At 60.5% G+C, this 16,074-nt stretch carries 18 protein-coding genes and 1 pseudogene; 2 read left to right on the top strand and 17 right to left on the bottom strand.

Annotation, left to right across the window (positions count from 1 at the left end; genetic code table 11):
- Positions 1-68 precede the first annotated feature (68 nt).
- The 14 genes from I41_RS04275 to I41_RS04210 all read right to left on the bottom strand — a co-directional run bounded on the left by I41_RS04275 (position 69) and on the right by I41_RS04210 (position 13,019).
- Positions 69-485 (bottom strand): hypothetical protein, encoded by a 417-nt coding sequence (locus I41_RS04275; protein ID WP_145431230.1) that lies wholly within the window; start codon positions 483-485, stop codon positions 69-71.
- The gene (locus tag I41_RS04270) at positions 472-1,347 is read right to left on the bottom strand and encodes a hypothetical protein (protein ID WP_145431228.1); all 876 of its coding nucleotides are present in this window, start codon (positions 1,345-1,347) and stop codon (positions 472-474) included. The genes I41_RS04275 and I41_RS04270 overlap by 14 nt, the downstream gene beginning before the upstream one ends.
- Positions 1,348-1,488: 141 nt before the next feature.
- Positions 1,489-1,956, bottom strand: a complete 468-nt coding sequence (locus I41_RS04265) for an eL24 family ribosomal protein (RefSeq protein ID WP_145431227.1) — start codon at positions 1,954-1,956, stop codon at positions 1,489-1,491.
- Between the two features lie 160 nt (positions 1,957-2,116).
- Complete coding sequence (locus I41_RS04260; RefSeq protein ID WP_145431225.1) at positions 2,117-2,371, bottom strand: hypothetical protein; 255 nt, start codon at positions 2,369-2,371, stop codon at positions 2,117-2,119.
- A 61-nt stretch (positions 2,372-2,432) separates the two neighbouring features.
- Positions 2,433-2,822, bottom strand: a complete 390-nt coding sequence (locus tag I41_RS04255; protein WP_145431223.1) for a hypothetical protein — start codon at positions 2,820-2,822, stop codon at positions 2,433-2,435.
- A gap of 714 nt (positions 2,823-3,536) precedes the next feature.
- On the bottom strand, positions 3,537-4,415 hold the full coding sequence (locus I41_RS04250) for a hypothetical protein (RefSeq protein ID WP_145431221.1): 879 nt from the start codon (positions 4,413-4,415) through the stop codon (positions 3,537-3,539).
- A complete protein-coding gene (locus I41_RS04245) occupies positions 4,412-4,999 on the bottom strand; it encodes an RNA polymerase sigma factor (RefSeq protein WP_168206677.1) in 588 nt (195 codons plus the stop codon). Before I41_RS04245 ends, I41_RS04250 begins: the two co-directional genes overlap by 4 nt.
- A 114-nt stretch (positions 5,000-5,113) precedes the next feature.
- Positions 5,114-5,335, bottom strand: a complete 222-nt coding sequence (locus I41_RS04240; protein ID WP_145431217.1) for a hypothetical protein — start codon at positions 5,333-5,335, stop codon at positions 5,114-5,116.
- A 325-nt stretch (positions 5,336-5,660) separates the two neighbouring features.
- Positions 5,661-5,996 (bottom strand): class I SAM-dependent methyltransferase, encoded by a 336-nt coding sequence (locus tag I41_RS04235; RefSeq protein WP_145431214.1) that lies wholly within the window; start codon positions 5,994-5,996, stop codon positions 5,661-5,663.
- Positions 5,997-7,085, bottom strand: a complete 1,089-nt coding sequence (locus tag I41_RS04230; protein WP_145431213.1) for a PDDEXK family nuclease — start codon at positions 7,083-7,085, stop codon at positions 5,997-5,999.
- 78 nt (positions 7,086-7,163) lie between these two features.
- Complete coding sequence (locus I41_RS04225; protein WP_145431211.1) at positions 7,164-7,787, bottom strand: hypothetical protein; 624 nt, start codon at positions 7,785-7,787, stop codon at positions 7,164-7,166.
- 849 nt (positions 7,788-8,636) lie between these two features.
- A complete protein-coding gene (locus tag I41_RS04220; RefSeq protein WP_145431209.1) occupies positions 8,637-10,574 on the bottom strand; it encodes a DUF4129 domain-containing protein in 1,938 nt (645 codons plus the stop codon).
- A 19-nt stretch (positions 10,575-10,593) separates the two neighbouring features.
- Positions 10,594-11,901 (bottom strand): DUF58 domain-containing protein, encoded by a 1,308-nt coding sequence (locus I41_RS04215; protein WP_145431208.1) that lies wholly within the window; start codon positions 11,899-11,901, stop codon positions 10,594-10,596.
- 134 nt (positions 11,902-12,035) lie between these two features.
- Entirely contained in the window at positions 12,036-13,019 is a 984-nt protein-coding gene (locus I41_RS04210) for an AAA family ATPase (RefSeq protein WP_246133799.1), read from the bottom strand.
- Between the two features lie 132 nt (positions 13,020-13,151).
- Between I41_RS04210 and I41_RS04205 the strand changes: the two genes are divergently transcribed.
- Positions 13,152-13,694: a D-alanyl-D-alanine carboxypeptidase gene (locus tag I41_RS04205; RefSeq protein ID WP_145431204.1), complete on the top strand. Its 543-nt coding sequence runs from the start codon at positions 13,152-13,154 to the stop codon at positions 13,692-13,694.
- A gap of 479 nt (positions 13,695-14,173) precedes the next feature.
- Here the strand turns inward: I41_RS04205 and I41_RS04200 are convergent, their stop codons facing one another.
- Together I41_RS04200 and I41_RS04195 are read right to left on the bottom strand one after the other, a co-directional pair.
- Complete coding sequence (locus I41_RS04200) at positions 14,174-14,533, bottom strand: PadR family transcriptional regulator (protein ID WP_145431202.1); 360 nt, start codon at positions 14,531-14,533, stop codon at positions 14,174-14,176.
- Between the two features lie 173 nt (positions 14,534-14,706).
- Positions 14,707-14,910: pseudogene (locus I41_RS04195) on the bottom strand (SOS response-associated peptidase family protein); the annotation flags it as partial.
- A gap of 14 nt (positions 14,911-14,924) precedes the next feature.
- Between I41_RS04195 and I41_RS28215 the strand changes: the two are divergent.
- Positions 14,925-15,047, top strand: a complete 123-nt coding sequence (locus I41_RS28215; protein ID WP_261342475.1) for a hypothetical protein — start codon at positions 14,925-14,927, stop codon at positions 15,045-15,047.
- 566 nt (positions 15,048-15,613) lie between these two features.
- On the opposite strand, the gene I41_RS04190 is transcribed toward I41_RS28215, so the two are convergent.
- Positions 15,614-16,036 (bottom strand): hypothetical protein, encoded by a 423-nt coding sequence (locus I41_RS04190; RefSeq protein WP_145431198.1) that lies wholly within the window; start codon positions 16,034-16,036, stop codon positions 15,614-15,616.
- Between the last annotated feature and the right edge of the window lie 38 nt (positions 16,037-16,074).

Here is a 16,074-nt window from a genome sequence, read left to right as displayed (position 1 = left end):
CACTTGGATACTCGAATGAACTGAATTGAAAAGGCGCACCGCCGTCCCATCGCGAAGTGGCAAGCATTCTAGCACCACATCGACCAACCACAATCTTGCAGGCGCTCGCTTGGTAAATGGAAAAAGCCGCCGGTGAACCGCCACTTTACGGAAGGCTCAATAACGGCCGCACGCCACGCCGGCCCGACGTCAAAAGCCATCCGTAGCACTTTGGCCGTCGCTAAGCTGGGGCGTTCCGTACGGCAGTCGACGCTGATGACCGCCGCCAGCCACGCGATCATGATCACCGGGCCGAAACCAGCGATCACTACGACGGCCGCGAGCGACTTGATAGGGATCCGCGCCGCCCGAACTGCCAACAAGGCGACGGAGTGAAGCGTTGGAAAGGCGATCATAGAGTTTGCTGGGGTGTTGAAGATGGTGAGGGAGTTAAAAAGATACGGCTTTTCGGAACGTCCATGTGGATGCACGTTACCGAGCGACAAGGGCCTCGCTGCGACGCCGTTTTCGCAGCAACCGGCGCTTCCCGCTAGCGCGGAGCAATTCCGGCCGGCCGCTGAAGAACTCAAAGGCTGCGGCAAGTTCGCGCTCGTGGCGTTCGGATGCGACCGACGCGGCCGATGAAAACACCCGGGCTGCGGACGGAACGGCCGTGACGACCCCCAGCGCCGCCGCCCGGATGAGCATGCAATCTGAGAGCGGCCACTCGCGGATCAACCGTTGCAACAGCAGATCGACTTGACGCCGTGCGGCGGGGCTTCCGCCGTCCGAAGGCCAATGAACTGCGAGCCCGTTGAGCGGGGCGGCAAACGTCAGCAAGCGGGTGGTCGCATCGTTGGGGTACGAATGACCTCCGGCACCGAGTACGCAGTCGTAAGTCCTCGAGCAAAGCCGATCAAGAAACCGCCGCGACAGCCGAACCGCTTTGTCGATGCGTCCCAGCGCCGCGTAGGCCGGCGTCGCCACGTAGCCAAGGTACATCGTGTAACGGAGCGTTAGGGGCTGCACGTCGCAGCGGTAGACGCCTTCGGCGGTTCTGAGGGTGCGCGGCAGCGCGAAGTCGCCGAAGCGTTGTGCCGAGTCGGCGATCTCCTTCGCGGCCCACAGCGGCAAGCCAGCGGTCGTCGCATGGTCGCTGAGCTCGGTGAGCTGGTCGAGCGACAGGGCCAGTGGCGCTTGTTTAATCAACTCCGCGAGACGCGCTGCCACGAGCGTCGCCGGCGGCTGGGCGGATTTGCGATCGATCCCTCGCCACGCGTACCGGATCGTACCGTAGATTTCGAGAGCTGGGCTCGTTTGAGCGGCTTGGACGGCTTTGTTGACGCGAGCTCGGAGGGCGTTGTTCATCATAGGCTCCAGAAATGCGGGAGGGTTAGGGACGGCGCCGATTGTGACGTTCTTGGTTGGCGCCCACCCACCACAACGGCGTCGGGCGGTGTTTATTGCGCGAATTTCCCCCCACATTTTTCCGAGGCCCGCCGGTCACGGTCACTCATCGTCCGCTACTTTTGACGGCGAGGCGGAATGCCCGCGAGACTTCGCGACCAGAACGACGTAGCGCGAGGGACTCTGCACGAAACGATGCAAAGTCTGCTCTGAGGCGAATAGCCAGATTCGACGGGCATACTCGACGCCGAACTTCCGAGTTCCCGGCGCCCGCCGCCCTTCGTCCAGCCACAGCACTGGGTCGACTCCTGCGAGCGCGGGGGTGTACCGGACCGGTTCGCGCCGGAAGCGGGTCAGCGCCTCGTCGCTAGAGAACCAGTAGCGGCAACCTTCGAAAGTCGCCACTATCGATGAATCACCATGCGCCCAACGCCATTCTTCGACGAGGGCGACCGGACAATATCCGTCCAGACCGGGCGGCGACGCGTCGCGCAGCGTCAAAGCAGCCAAAGCAATCGCCGCGGTCGCGATTGGCATCCAGATCGTGACCATTCGTACGGTGTAGCGCATCGGAGGAAGGGCTGGAGTTACGCAGAGACTTGCCGCTAGTGCATAGATCTCCCCCCAGAGGCCTTCCTGACGGGAGGGACGATGCTCATTCGCTTAAGCAGAAGAAGGAAGGCGATGAAGCGAGCTAAGCTCGCTTCATCGCCTTCTCATACGCTGGCCGCTATCGGCAGCGCGAGTAGCCGCGCGAGCCATAGTTGTAGTTTTGATAGTGATTCTGGTATCGCGGCTGCCCATACCGGTAGTACGTGCTGTAGCCGTAGTTGCGTCCGCTGTAGCTATAGCCGTAGGAGTAGCTGTAGCCCGAACTATAGCCGCCATGGGCTTCTGCCTGCGAACTGGCGAACGCCATCATCAATAACGCCAGCGCTGGCAGGCCAACGCGGCGGATGATGCGGGAGGTAGGTTGCTTGATCATCGAATCGGTCTCCTAAACTAGAAAGGAAGGAAAAAACAGCGGACGCACCAGCCCGCGTACTTCATCGGTACAGCTCGAGATACGTTCCGCACCGCGAAAACTTAAACGTGTATCGTTTGCCATTGGACGGGCAGTCAGTCGCCGTCATGTCGACGGCGTACGTCTGATACGTCACTTGTTCGTCGCCGCCGACGTAGTCGAAGCGAACCCGAGGTTTGGGGGCGGCGCCTTCGCAGTCGAGTTCGTGGTAGTGCGACTTCACGTAACCTGGATAGACGCAGTACGACTTCCACTCTCCGTCGCCCCACTTCACTTGGTAGTGAAGTGCTGTGCTCGTGGGATTGCACACGACGTAGGCGCCGTAATCGGCGGCCTCCGCCGTCGAGCCCAATGCGGGAAAGAAGCTGCCTACGCCAACGATTAGGGAGGCGGCGACGAGGGGGAATCTCATGGGTCAATCTCCAAATAGACGCGAACTGTGGGAGTCTTCGAGCCGTGCGACGACGCTCGTCGAACGGTCTACCACTGACAACGCATCGCGCCGGAGAATCTTCGTGTTCCGCTAGCAAAAAAAATCAACTTCATCTTCTGCCCGGCCGATAGGCGGGTGCGGCACGGGTTTCGTATCCGGCGCTTGCTAGGCTTTTTCGTGAAAGATTCCCGACTGAGGACTGAGCAATTGACGCTTCATTGAGGTCCACGTCGGGAAACGGTCGGCGTAGGACTCGACGCGCCGTTGCACTGGCCGAAAAGATCGAATGGCAGGAGCTACAAGACTGCCAAGAAAATCGATCAGTGAATGCCCGTCGAGATCGGAAACCTGATTACGCACAGCGCTGACTTGCTAACCCGTCTTTCGTTGATCGCGGGCGATCAGCAGCAATAGTCGTCCAATGAAGTTAATTCATTTGAACTGGAGGGCACGCTTGGCCCCTGTTGGGCAGCTTGGGCGGTCCTGGCGGCGACCGCCGCCGGTAAGTGTCGACGCGGAGTCGATGAATGCGAGCAGTCGTCGCTTTCGTCGCTGCAAATTCGCGAAGTCTAGGCCAAGTTGCTCCGCGTTAGCGGGTACGAAGCGAGGCCGGTGACCGAAAACGCGGGAGTTGCCGTCTACGACCTAGGTACTCGGCAGAGGCTTCGCCGACGTGTGGATCGTCGGTCCCCTTCACCCGAGGCTTTCAGCTCGCTGATGCAGGGCGTCGACGGCCTTCTCAACTAGTTCGTCGGCCCGCCGCCGCACTTCAGCGATATCGAACTCGCCGGCGTCCAGCTCAGCCAGGCGAATTTCGATGCCGTCGCGCCATGCGCGACAGCGTTTCAGCAGCCATTCTTTGTCGGCGGCGGCGAGCTGCGCGTGGGGGGCGGCCAGCAGCGTGTCGCAGCCGTCGCGAAACTGTATAAGCCGCGCGCGAAGGGAGTCGGCCGAGTCTGGCTTTTTGTTAAACCACTGATTCGCCGCTTGGGACAGCATCGTCAAATACTGGTCCGCTGGTATCTGCTGGGTGAGCAACCCCGGCCGGTCAAAGCCCCAGCCCGGCGCCGGCACAGGCCCCGGTCGCAGTGCCCAGGCGCCGAGCGCCAATAGCAGCACCGCAGCGATCGCCGGCAGCACCCGCCAACGGGCGCGAAGGTTGCCAACCGGCTCCGCGACTGGCGGTAGCGTTGGCCGTTCGCGGAGCCTCTCAGACACGGCCGACTCCACCCGCTGCACGGCGGCGCGATGTTCGCTGCTTATCGCTACGCCCCGCCAATAGTCACCTCCCTCGCCGAAGATGCGAGCTTGCAATTCCAATAACAGGCCCGGCCTTGCGAGTAGACCTCGTAGGTCATCGACCGAAAGTCCGCACAGACCCGCTTCGAGGACCGTCGCCAGCCGATCGCCAATCGCTACGTCGAGCGAGGATCCGTCCGGCGGCGCGGCATCTTCTTGCCACAACGCGAGCTGAGTCGCGAGGTCGCCTAAGTCCATGCCGACCAACTGCCGTTCCAGCCAGGGGGCCAGCAGCGCGTCATCTTCCGGGATTTCGAGGGCGGGCAGGTTCATACGCCCTCCCTGGTGGTACAGGCGCGCAGTGATTTGATGGCGTGATGCTTCGCGACCGACGCTTGCGCGGCGGTGATGCCACAATGCTCGGCAGCGGCCGCTATTTTCATCTGTTGCAGCGTCGCCCGCACGATGCATTGCTGCCGTTCGGGGAGCTTGGCAATGCACAGTTCCAGCGGTTCTTTTCTTTCGAGGAGGATCGCCAAGCTCGATGCGCTGCCGTCGCCCTTCGACTCGAAATCTAGGCTAATTGACTGCTCCCGTTTGCGCTGAGCAAGACGATACGCGTTTATCGCTTCGTGCTTTACAAGTCTAAAGAGCCACCCTCGAAAATTTCTGCCATCAAAATGGTCGGCAATCTTAGTCCACACTTTAATCCATGCTTCCTGGGCGACGTCTTCGGCGCCAGTTTTGCCGAACTGTGCAGCAGAAGCGACGACTTGCTCGTTGTACCGCTCGCGGAGCTTCGCAAATGCCGCTTGCGCCTGGAATGACGCTTTCGCCGGGGCGCCGCCGCGCTGGACGAGCTCGACCAACGTCTCGTCGGTAAGCTCATTCAGCGACGACTTAGACGACTCCGACATAGGCGCCAGCATAACGACCTAGCGGCACGTAACAAGCCGGGCAGGTACAATTCGATTCTGCCCAGCAGCGTCATACCGTAGGATAATGCCGCGGAGACGGATCTCCGATGCTTATCAACAGTATACTTTCTCCTGTCGGGCTACCGGGACACGGACCGTCCGATGCGTCACCACGCGGACTTGGTAGGCATCGCCGCAGTCGTCGTAGTGGGTGACGTAGTAGCCTACTGGCTGGACGGCGACATAGGTCGTCACGGTCCGGTAATAATAGTAGTCGCACGCCTGGGATGGGCCGGCGGCGAGCGCCAATGCGGTGGCAACAGCGACGGACAGCATGGCATTGCGGGCGAGGGATACGAGCGTGGCCATAGTTGAACCTCCAAATTCTCGTGACGCGGTGCTTGTGGCCCCCTTCAATCTGAGCCCACGGTAGAACAACGCTTTGCAATGGGGAATCTTCACCGAATACCCTTGCCGAATACGCCAATATTCCCATTTAAGATTCTCTCCAGTCGAGAGTTGCTGCTTTGGCGCGCCCGTATGCTAAACAATGGATCTCGTAGTCCCCCGAAGGAATGACTTCCTGACTATCGCTGTCGCTGATCGCACCAGCCCCCGCAAGGAGGCTCCAATTGTGACTCGGCCATCGGGATCGCTGGCATTAATAGTTGGCTATCGCCGTTGACTGATGAAAAGCCCGCACTGACGCGAGGGTTGGGATCGAAGTGGTATAGGTGCGTCCCTGCAAGCATGCTGGCCAGACGAGGCTTGTGCTGTCGCCCGAGCCGCGAATCCAGCCGACTTGGGATAGGCGAACACTTTCGGCGAGCGACTCGAGGATGGTGTACTCGGCGCCCTTGCAGTCGAGCTTCAAGAGATGGACGTCGTCGACGCCGAACGCGACGAGCCGCTTCGGCAGCCCCTCCGTCGTGATAGCCGGTACGCGCACGTGGAATTCTTGGCAGCTGGGAATTAGGGCGTGGTTTGACAGCATCATTTAGGGGGTAGGTATATGGCTCATCACCCACGCCAAGAATTCCTTGATCTGACTGAACTGCTGCGGGTCAGTCAATTGGCCGACGTCGATCCGAGGTCGACAACGCAAAAAGTCCGGTGACAGCTCGACTCCCTCAATTTCATTCATTCGCTCGACCAACTCACGTTGCATCTCGGGTTGGTCGAAAGGAGGCTTTCGATGGAGCCGATCAATCAAGAACACGATGCCGCCCTGGTAACCAATGCGAACAACGTGGTATCGGACGCCGTTGACAGTCCGGATGGCGACGGCGCCCGCGCGCTTGTCGCCGGTTCCCCAGTAGATGTAACTCACTTGAGGCTCGACCCAATCCAGCAGGGCTCTCGCTGCGCGGCCCGCCGCGTCGCCATGTTGCGCCGTTAGTTGTTCGAACAGCCTCGCCTCCGTCAACTGCGACGACTTGGCCAGACGTGTTTTCTGCGCCTTCTCCCGAAGCCTAACCTGAAACTCTTCCGCCTCAGGCAACGGAATAAGCTGCTGGACGTCGATCAGGAGACGAGCTCCGTCTAGGTACGGCCGGAGACGCACGCAGCGCACGTCGATTCCCCTCTCTCCTAGCCAAATCGCAGTGGTCGTAAGTTCCTTGGAAAAGTCTGCCGCGACCAGGACTAATCTGATGTCTCTGGCGAACGATTCGTCGTCGACTTCATCCCAGCCGAGAAAATCGAGCAACGACTGGCGAGCATCCCGGCCGTCTCCACGCTGTCGCAAGTAAGCTGCATAGACGTCGACGCCGCGATCAAACGTCATCGCGGAAATCATCGCGGCGTAGCGGATCGCCTGCAGCTCCATGTGGCCGCCGTCATCCGTTCGTTTCAGTTCAATCACGACAAGGTTGGCGTCGCGATCGATGGCAAGTAGGTCAATGCGGCGTCGCGAGTCTTCCCAATCGCTGAACTCTTCGGAAATCACCAGCGTCTCAGGCGCGATGATCTCGATTTGATCTCGCAGCAAGCGCTGCATGTCGTCCCGTTCTCGAATGCCGGCGCCACTGAACGTGGTGATGGGCAACTCTTCCAGTCGGTCCGCGGTAATATGGAAGATGGCCATGGTCCGTCGTATCAAATAGGTGGAGTTGTTCCAGCGCTGTTTAAGTATACTCGACTTACGGCTAGCCGAACCAAGCCGCTACAGTTGGCTGTGGGGAAGTTCCTCGTCCGCGGTGGTTGATTCATCGTCGTCCGAAAGTGGCCGAACTTCGCCGAACATCTCCTCGGCGGCGGCTTCAAAGTTTCGAATCGCATCGCGAACAACTTCCGCGACCTCATTGCCATATTTCCGCTCGAGGGTTTCGCACGCTTTGCATATGTGATGGGCCATCCCGTCGAGGCAGAATCGAATTTCCTCGAGCGGCACCAGTTCTTGCTGCCGTTCCATTCGGTCCAATTGAGCCAGCAAGGCACGCTCTTCCCGATATCGCTCCAGGGCTGGGCTCGTCTGCGCCGTTGTCAGTAGCGGATCGTCGCCTCTGGACAACTTGTACGCGTTGGCCGCCAGGAAGTCGTGCAGCGCCCGAACGACTTTCGGCAGGTCGATGGTCGGACCGTCCAGCGGCAGACCGTATCGGGAGGCTTGCTCGAGAATCGTTTTCGCTTGGCGTCCCGACATCTTCCGCCAGTGCTTCTTGGGAATCGAACGGTAGTACTGCCAGCGCAGTCGTTCCTCTTTGACCTTTTCAAACCGGACGAGCGCCGCCCGCTCGGGCCGGGAAAGCGCTTCCTTGCGGAGAAGCTTGCCGTAGGCGACTACCACTTGCCGTTGTTCTGACGGCGGCAGGCTATGCCGACGTCGCCACTCGCGCGGCGCGACAGGCTATCTTTCTGCGACGCGCGCACGACGCTGGGGCGAGGACGGCGGTCATTTCCCTCACCTCGATCGACGCCGAGCGATTTGGCGAGCCGACGACTACCGCTACCGGCGGGAAGCAGGAGGCGCTGCGGCGGAAATGCCAGGTCGATCTGAACGACCGACCGGAAATGCCGACGACGACACGTTCAAGTGGCCCCGGACAGAATGTCCGGACTGCTTACGCGAGATAATCGTCACCGCTGCTCGTGTCGGTCGCCGAATACTGGCCGCGAAGGGTTCGGGCGCGGTGCAGGTAGAACAACTGGGGCAAGCTCTCACTGCGCCTATCGCCCTTAGTTTGAAATTAGCGGCGATGGCAATCTGCGTTAAATAACGTGGAAGAATAGTCTGCAACTCACTTCCAATAGAGATTTACACAGTTTACGGCGAAGGTGGAATAGACGACCGTGTCGGTCGATAGCGTCACGAAATCCCGCTATGCTGTACGCCCACGAGCGTTAACCGAGGGGATTGGCAAACTCGCTAAGCGCACAAGGCCGCTTCTCTCGCAAACGACCATTGCGCGTCGTGTGTTCCGGATCGAGTTGAACGTGCCGCGTCGAGATCGTCGTCGTTCGCCGCGGAAGGTCGCGCGCTTGATCTACGACAGGGCGGCCGACAGCGACCCGCTGCGAAAGCGCTTGGCCGAGCGAGGGGTGGAATTGATCTGTCCGCATCGCGTGAACCGCCGCAAACCGAAACTTCAGGACGGGCGAAAACTCAGGCGCTACCGACGCCGTTTGCGGTCGCCGACTATCTCACCGATTGCATCAAATGCCAAAGCTGCCTGAGCGTCGCCGCTGTTTCGCGCGGGACGTTGGCCGACGCATAGGCAGCTTCGCTGTAGAGTCGCACCATCCGTCGCGCTTCCTCGTGCAGCGGCGATTGCGGCGGCGCGGCGACGCGGAGGAATTCCTGCGGCGTCTGATCGGGAGTGCGCACTCGCCCTCGATCGCCCGACCACGCTTCGAATGCCTCGAAGGTATAGCGGACTAGTTCGACCGGCGAAGCCTTCTTATCACGGCCGCTGACGAAGGGATCGGTGAATTCAGCGAACGTGCGACGCGGCGTCGGAGAAGGGGCGGTTTGTCCCGCGTCGACTGCTTCGGTCGCCTTCGGCGCTGAGCCAAACAGGCGCGCGACGAGGTCTCGAATCATTCGCACAATCTCGAAGAACGCCCGCACGATGGCTGGCCAGTTGCGCCATGCGAAGTAACAGACGGCCAGCGCTAACAGTGCGTAGCACACGAGCTTGACGAGCGCACCAATCGAACTGGTCAGCGTCGCCATCATGGCTGAAACGTCGGGCAATGGCGACTGCGGAGGCGACGCCTTGCTGGCGGTTTGCGCCTCCTCAGTCGACTGTGAGTCGCCGGGCGGCGATCTTTCCGAAGGTCCCCTCTCTTCTGTCTTGTCGTACGACGATTCACGCTCATGCTGATCCTCTGACTGCGACGCTTCCCCGTGCTCTGCATTTTCGTCGACCGGCCGATCTCCCTCATCGCGCGGCGAGGTGTCGTTAGGCGATGGGGCGTTGCTCGACGGTTCGGAAATATTCGACTCACCAGACGGCGAATCGCTCTGTCCCTCGCCTTTTGGCTCGCCTTCGCCCGCTTGGTCGCCGGCGGTCGATTGCTCGCTAGTCGCCTCGGCGGTAGCGTCCCCCGTGTGCGGTGCGTCGGCTTGGTTATCGCTGGTGACGCGCTGGTCAGCGTCGGGATCGACCGTTCCTTCGTTACCGGCGCTCAGGCGGTTGGCCGAGTTATCACCTGGAGAGCCGACGCGCCATGGCGGTTGGGCCACGGCATACTCCGCGGCGGGGCGCGGCAGCAACGCAGCGACGAACATCACGAGTAGGATCAGCATGCCGCCCAGCGTCAACCATGTAGCCGCCATCGGCGCCGGCATCTCGACGTTGCGCTGCCGCAGGTAGCGACGTAAGCCGAGAAAGCTCGTCGTCACCAGCAGCGAGAGTCCCGCGGCGACATACACGGCGAGTAGGCCGAAGGCATAGCGCCGCCGGCCAACGTCGCGCACTGGGATCCAGTGTTGCCCGATGCCGAAGAGGGGCAATGCGGCCAGCGAAAAGTAGAGCACCCAAAGGCCGGGCGTGTGCGGGCCCGGGTTGGCGCTCACGAGTCGTTGCCAGAGGTTCGTTTGCGGCGATGCGCCTTCGGCGGGGTCGTTGAAAAGTTCATTCCCGGTCGCTGATGGGCCGGACGGCTGGATCGACTTCGCTGCCTTTGAACCGGATTCGGGGCCTTCCAGCGGATCGAGGCCGACGCGCCCAAGCAGACCCTCGCCCGACGAATCCTGATTGTCGTCGATGACAGTACAGTCCCACGTCAGTTTGTGCGACGACCACCAGACTCCAGTCAGCAAACCTATATTGAGCAACCAACCGAATGCCCCGGCATGCTCGACGAAGCGCCCGAGGGCGAGGAACATTAGCAGCCCCAGCGGCAGACTGAACATCGCCGCCCGTTCCGAACCCATTTCGATCGCAATCCGCGCGATCAACACCGTCGCGAAGACGAAGAGGGCGAAGACGTAATTAAGCCTTACCGTGTAATCGCCGACGTAAAGGACCTCGATCAGGAAGAAGACCAAACTGCCGACCAGCGCCATCACGAGCGCCGGGCTCACGGCGATGGCGACGTAATCGGCGTTGGTCATGCGGAGACGGGCCATTTTCAACTTTAACGAACCGTTACCTCAATAAACATTTCAAGCAAACCTGCGGAATCGCGGCCCGATCGCGCAGCTGCCGCACGTCGACCTGCTCCGCCATCAACGGTCCTGCCATCCGCGCGTAATCAAACTCTTCAAACGCGTTGACAATCGCCGTAACCGCGTATCCGCGCCGGCGCAGCGAGCCGAGCGCGATCGCGCTCGCAGGAGTCACGTTCGATAGCATGGCGATCACCGTCGCGCTCCGCGGCAATCGACTTGAGACTTCCACGACCAGCTGCGCGAAACTGAGCCCATCGGTTTTCTCCACCCGTGCCAGAGTGCGCAAAATCTGCTGCAACTGGGTGTTGCTGTGACCGGTGGGAACCGCGACGGGACGCAGCCGGTCGCTCCGCTCGCGCATTCCCGACCCTTGGGCGAGCTTGCGGCTGGACAGTTGTTCGTGACGCCACCCTTCCGTCCGAATTCGATCCGCCGCGTCGCGCCCGTTGGTCGCGAGCCCTACTTGCTGCCCCATCTCGCACACGGCGGCGGCGATCGAGGCCGCAGCGGTCACGGCCAGCTCCGAGCGGACCGGTTCGTGCTTCGGATCGTACGACTGCTCATGAAAGTCGAGCAAAATCGTCACGCCGGCGATGGTCGAGGGTTCATAGATCTTGCTTTGCAACGTCGCCGTGCGGGCCGTGGCGCCCCAGTGGATCCGATTGAGCGGATCGCCCGCCTGATAGCCTCGTACGCCGGCAATGCGCGTGGGGTCTTCAAATAGCCGGTGCGTCATCCGCACTTCGCCGAGCGGGCGTCGCGAGGCGACGTCGAACCCCGCGAGCGGAATGACCTCGGGCAGCGCCAGCAAAAAGTGCGGCTCCGTCAGCACGCGATAGCGGCGATAGAGCCCGAAGACGTCGCCCGTTTCGGCGACGAGCGGACCGATCTGATAATAACCGCGCCGGTTGCACGTTAGTTGGTAAAGGACCGTCTTGCGAGCGCGCCCAGGAAAGGAAACTAACTGCAACCGTCGGCCAGTAACTTTCAGATTCGGCGGGTCAAAAATGACAGCTCGTCGCGGCAGCAAATCTTCGAGCAGCAGCCACGGCACCGGGAGCCAACTCTTGTTCTCCAGCACGGTGACCACGGCGACACTTTCGCCGATCTTCACCTGGTCTCGGCTCATCTCGCGGGTCGCCGACAGTTCGCGAGACCAGACGTCGGCAAGCTTGCGGCTCAGCACGATCACGCCGACCAGGGCGTACATCGCATAGGCGAGCAACCCCAGGTCGAGCGCCATCGCGACGACGAGCAGCATCGCAGCGCCGACCAGCCACCGCATGAGCCAGGATTCCTACATTGAAAAAGAAGATTTAGCGAAGAGGCACGGAGATCACAGAGGATTAGTTTCAAGCCTCAACGTCCATCATTCTCCTCTCCATACTCACTGCGCCTCTGTGGAAAAAGATCTCGTATTCATTTGACAGGCGCTTCCAGCAGCGGCGCCTTCGTCTCGTCCAGAACCTCCGTCAACAGTTCCGACACGGTCACATTCTGCAGCCGACTTTCCGGTTGCAGGATGATCCGGTGCCCCAGCACCGCCGGCACGATCTGCTTCACGTCGTCCGGTTCGACGTAGTTTCTGCCCCGAATCGCCGCCACTGCCTGTGCACTCCGGTACAACGCAATCGAAGCCCGAGGGCTGCCGCCGAGGCGGATGTCGTGGTGCGCTCGCGTGGCATGCACGATCTCTGTGATATACCGGCGAATCTTCGGATCGACGTTCACCGTTCGCACGGCGCGTTGGCACGCGACAAGTTGCTCGGCGCTGATCACCGGCTGAAGTTTCTCAAGGGGATGCTCGCGCTTCAGCATATCGAGCATCTGCACTTCATCATCGAGCGACGGGTAGCCGAGCGAAAGCTTGATCAGAAACCGATCGAGCTGCGCCTCCGGCAGCGGAAACGTCCCCTCGTGATCGACCGGGTTCTGCGTCGCAATGATCAAGAACGGCGGGCGCAGGCGGTGCGTCTCGCCGTCGATCGTGACGGAACTCTCGGCCATCGCCTCCAGCAGCGCGGCCTGCGTCCGCGGCGTCGCCCGATTGATTTCATCGGCCAGCACCACTTGCGCAAAGATCGGGCCAGGGCGAAACTCAAACTCGCTCGCCTTTTGATTGAAGATCGACCCGCCGGTCACGTCGGTCGGCAGCAGGTCGGGCGTGCATTGGATCCGCTTGAACGTGCAGCCGACCGTGCAGGCGAACGCCCGGGCCATGATCGTCTTGGCCACGCCGGGGACGTCTTCGAGCAGCACGTGCCCTTCGCAGAACCACGCGACGAGCGTCTGCACGATCTGTTGCCGTTTGCCGACGATGACTTGCTCAACATTGGCGATGATCCGCCGGCTCACGGCCGTGACGTCGAGAGCGCGGGGCTTATCTGTTGCGTTCTCGGCCACCGATTTTGTTCCGCCGGAGGGTGAACTGTTGGAGATCGCGGCGCCGCCTATAGCTTAGCTGGCGGCGGGTCGACCAGATACAATGGAGCACGTGTGTTTTTCCGCGGCAATCTAGACTCAACGGCGGCGGCGATGCTTACCAGCAACGACTTGCATGAGCTCGCCAAACGCGTCGTCAGCGAGCTCGGCGTTCGCCAGACCGTCGGCGAAGTGGTGGTCGATAATTCGAGTTACGCGCCTCGCCTGAAGGGGCCGGAGTGGATGTGGGACGATGAGCCGTCGTACTACAACATGTCGGTGACGCCGCTGATGGTCGATTTCAACGTTCTCACCGTGAAGCTGACGCCCGACGCAGCAGGATTTGTCTACGCAAAGTTGGACCCGCCGTCGAATTCCCCGGAAGTGGTCAGCGTCGGAGCTGACGCGGCGGTCCGAAACGGCTTGGCGACGCGTCGGCCGTTTACGGAGCCGATCGAATACCCGATTCGGAAGCTACCGTCCCTTGACCAACGTGAAGCATCCAGCAACCAATCAGCAGCGGCAGCAGGAATTGTGCGATTTGCTGGGGACTCGGCGGCAGACTCACGCCGAAGCCAAACGCTACCGAGCCCTTGGTCCCTGGAGACGGGAGTGAGACACTGGAATTCGCAGCGCCCCCGACGATTGCCAAGATGAGGCAGCAGGCCAGCATCCATCGCCGCGAGACTGCTGTCTTGACGGCCAGTAGACAGAACGCGACCGCGGCGACAACGATCGGCAGTATGAGAGTCCCAAATACGGCGAAAGGGAGCATCTGAGTGGCCCAATGCGAGGTCTCGGCAGTCGCCGTCGGACTTTCGCTGGCGAAGCCCAATGCTTTGGCCCCGAAGATGAGCAGCGAGAGGCTGCCGGCCCACAGAATTGGGAGAGATAAGGTCGGAGCGATGACAAAAGCCAGCCACGGATGTCGCCCGGAGAACCGCCGTCGCCGATATTCGCTAGACGCCGCTGCCACAATTTCGCTGGCCGAGCCGAGTAAAGTCGAGGGGCGTTCGAAAGCTTCCATGCTCATCGTATCCTCCATGAGATCGGTTAAATGATCGGATAATTCGCCCACGAGCCGTTCCACGTAGGCACTTGGAAGGCGTCGTCGCCTGCATCCAGTACGGACTTCTTCAAGCCAGCGCTGAACGGACATGGCCGCCTCCTTCCAGCGACAAATTCACCGCGTCAGCAATTCGCCGCCAGTTGCTGATCGATTTGGCAAGGCGTGCTTTGCCGCGCCTGGTGCACCGATAGACCACTCGCGTCCTTCCCGACGCCAATTCCTTTGTGGCCGTCAGCAGCCCTTCGGATTCGAGTCGATGCAGGATCGGATAGATACACCCCTCGCCAAACTCAAGTTCATCATTCGAGCCAGCTTTGATTGCTTGCACGATTTCATAGCCGTGCATGGCGTGCCGCGAGAGTAACTGAAGAATAAGCATTTCTGGCACGCCGTTAAGGAATGCCGGATTGCTTTTGCGTTCAGCCATCTTGGTCTCCTACGAGTGGGTATCGCTGCCCCTAACCTCAAAGTTCGAGGCGTTATACCTTGGAGTACGAGGCATGGCGAGGTCACTTTCGAGCGGTGGAAAATGAGATACGCCGCTGACCGCGTGCCGCTACGGATTTGCATAACGGTACGCTAGGGACGACCTAGTGTGAGTTAGCCTTTCGGCGCTACCGCCAGCGACCCGTCTGCCAGCGGCTTCAACAGTCTTTCAAGCGCCGCAAGCGTGTTGATCTCCGGATTGAGCCAGCGAGCGTACTCGGGTTCGCGCTGCAGGATGACGGTCATGCGGTGGTGACCGACGCCGCGAACTTCTTCGTTCGGCACGGTCGTTAGGAGCGTGCAGCTTTCGACCCGATCGTCGCCCGCGCCCCATGACTCCCACGGACCCGCGAAGGCGAACGGCCGGCCGCTTTCGTCGCCAGTTCTCGATTCGCTCGGCGCTAATCGCCTTCGCCGTCGTCGCCGCGTTGCTGGCCATGCCGCTGACGCTTTAGCTTACCCTGCGACTCATTGGGCTTTTGCTACACTGCCCCATATGGCCAAGTATGTCCGCTGCGCTCTGGCGACCGTTTGCTTCGCAGCGAGCGTTGCTTGTTTGGCGTTGTGGGGATGGAGCATGACGCACTCCCACGCTTTGCTTTCTCCACAGTTTAGCGAGTTTGGTACGGAGCGAAGGGTGGTCATCGTCGAATCGAGCGATGGTCTAATTGAAGTGTCTTTTGCTGGGTCAAATGGATACCGCCGCTCGTGGGAGTTCAGGTCCGTCGTACGCAAGAATGTAGACACGTTCGCAACGCCCCACCGACCTCGAACTGAGTTCTTTGGGAGGCGCGCACGCGGCTTTTACTTTCCAAGTTGGTTCGCAGCAATCATCTTCGCCCTCGCTGGCGTCGGCGTACTTCGCCTCGGTCGCCGCTTCACGATCCGCTCGGCAATCATCGCTACGACCGTTGTCGCCGCATTGCTGGGGATGGCGGTTATCATGTAATGATGAGATTCATCCGCTACACGCCGGCTGCCCCGTGCCTTGCGGCGAGCGTCGGACGGCATCCACCATTCATTACTTGAAGTCGTAATTCTTTCTCGCCATGTCGTCTACGTCGTTATACGTGTCGATTTCGCGTGCGATAACGCCCTCAGCAGTTTCAGTAAACATCCACACAAAAACAGTGTCGACGCCGATATCATGTAATCGCTTGGCCGTCTCATTAAAGTGGTCTTTTGCCTGAGCAAGCGTGACGCGATTACGAAGGTACAAATGCAATGAGCCGTCATTTGCCTTCAGAAATATGACTGGCACGCTTTCAACGGGCGTTGGCCAGAAGTAGTCGTCTGATATGTGTATTGAGTTCCCACACTCGCGGCTCAGCGCATCAGCTTCCGCGATAAGGTGTCTTTTTCTAGCGGAGGAATAGCCGAACGCAATTAAAGTAAGTGCGACGATCAAGCCCACGATCAAGTAGAGAACATGAGTCAGTTTCACTTACTGCGTCTCCGCGATGAGATGAGTTCTCGTAAGGG

Source organism: Lacipirellula limnantheis (genome assembly GCF_007746075.1).
GTDB lineage: Bacteria > Planctomycetota > Planctomycetia > Pirellulales > Lacipirellulaceae > Lacipirellula > Lacipirellula limnantheis.
The sequence above is the reverse complement of the archived record's forward strand: the minus strand, read 5'-3'. Positions and strand labels throughout refer to the sequence as shown.

Excerpts from the sequence above, each read along its gene's own strand:
- I41_RS04255 (WP_145431223.1), bottom strand. The coding sequence starts at position 2,822 with ATGAGATTCCCCCTCGTCGCCGCCTCCCTAATCGTTGGCGTAGGCAGC.
- I41_RS04250 (WP_145431221.1), bottom strand. The coding sequence starts at position 4,415 with ATGAACCTGCCCGCCCTCGAAATCCCGGAAGATGACGCGCTGCTGGCC.
- I41_RS04215 (WP_145431208.1), bottom strand. The coding sequence starts at position 11,901 with ATGCGGTGGCTGGTCGGCGCTGCGATGCTGCTCGTCGTCGCGATGGCG.
- I41_RS04230 (WP_145431213.1), bottom strand. The coding sequence starts at position 7,085 with ATGGCCATCTTCCATATTACCGCGGACCGACTGGAAGAGTTGCCCATC.
- I41_RS04200 (WP_145431202.1), bottom strand. The coding sequence starts at position 14,533 with ATGGCTGAACGCAAAAGCAATCCGGCATTCCTTAACGGCGTGCCAGAA.
- I41_RS04220 (WP_145431209.1), bottom strand. The coding sequence starts at position 10,574 with ATGGCCCGTCTCCGCATGACCAACGCCGATTACGTCGCCATCGCCGTG.
- I41_RS04270 (WP_145431228.1), bottom strand. The coding sequence starts at position 1,347 with ATGAACAACGCCCTCCGAGCTCGCGTCAACAAAGCCGTCCAAGCCGCT.
- I41_RS04265 (WP_145431227.1), bottom strand. The coding sequence starts at position 1,956 with ATGCGCTACACCGTACGAATGGTCACGATCTGGATGCCAATCGCGACC.
- I41_RS04235 (WP_145431214.1), bottom strand. The coding sequence starts at position 5,996 with ATGATGCTGTCAAACCACGCCCTAATTCCCAGCTGCCAAGAATTCCAC.
- I41_RS04245 (WP_168206677.1), bottom strand. The coding sequence starts at position 4,999 with ATGTCGGAGTCGTCTAAGTCGTCGCTGAATGAGCTTACCGACGAGACG.
- I41_RS04205 (WP_145431204.1), top strand. The coding sequence starts at position 13,152 with ATGCTTACCAGCAACGACTTGCATGAGCTCGCCAAACGCGTCGTCAGC.
- I41_RS04240 (WP_145431217.1), bottom strand. The coding sequence starts at position 5,335 with ATGCTGTCCGTCGCTGTTGCCACCGCATTGGCGCTCGCCGCCGGCCCA.
- I41_RS28215 (WP_261342475.1), top strand. The coding sequence starts at position 14,925 with ATGACTCCCACGGACCCGCGAAGGCGAACGGCCGGCCGCTTTCGTCGC.
- I41_RS04260 (WP_145431225.1), bottom strand. The coding sequence starts at position 2,371 with ATGATCAAGCAACCTACCTCCCGCATCATCCGCCGCGTTGGCCTGCCA.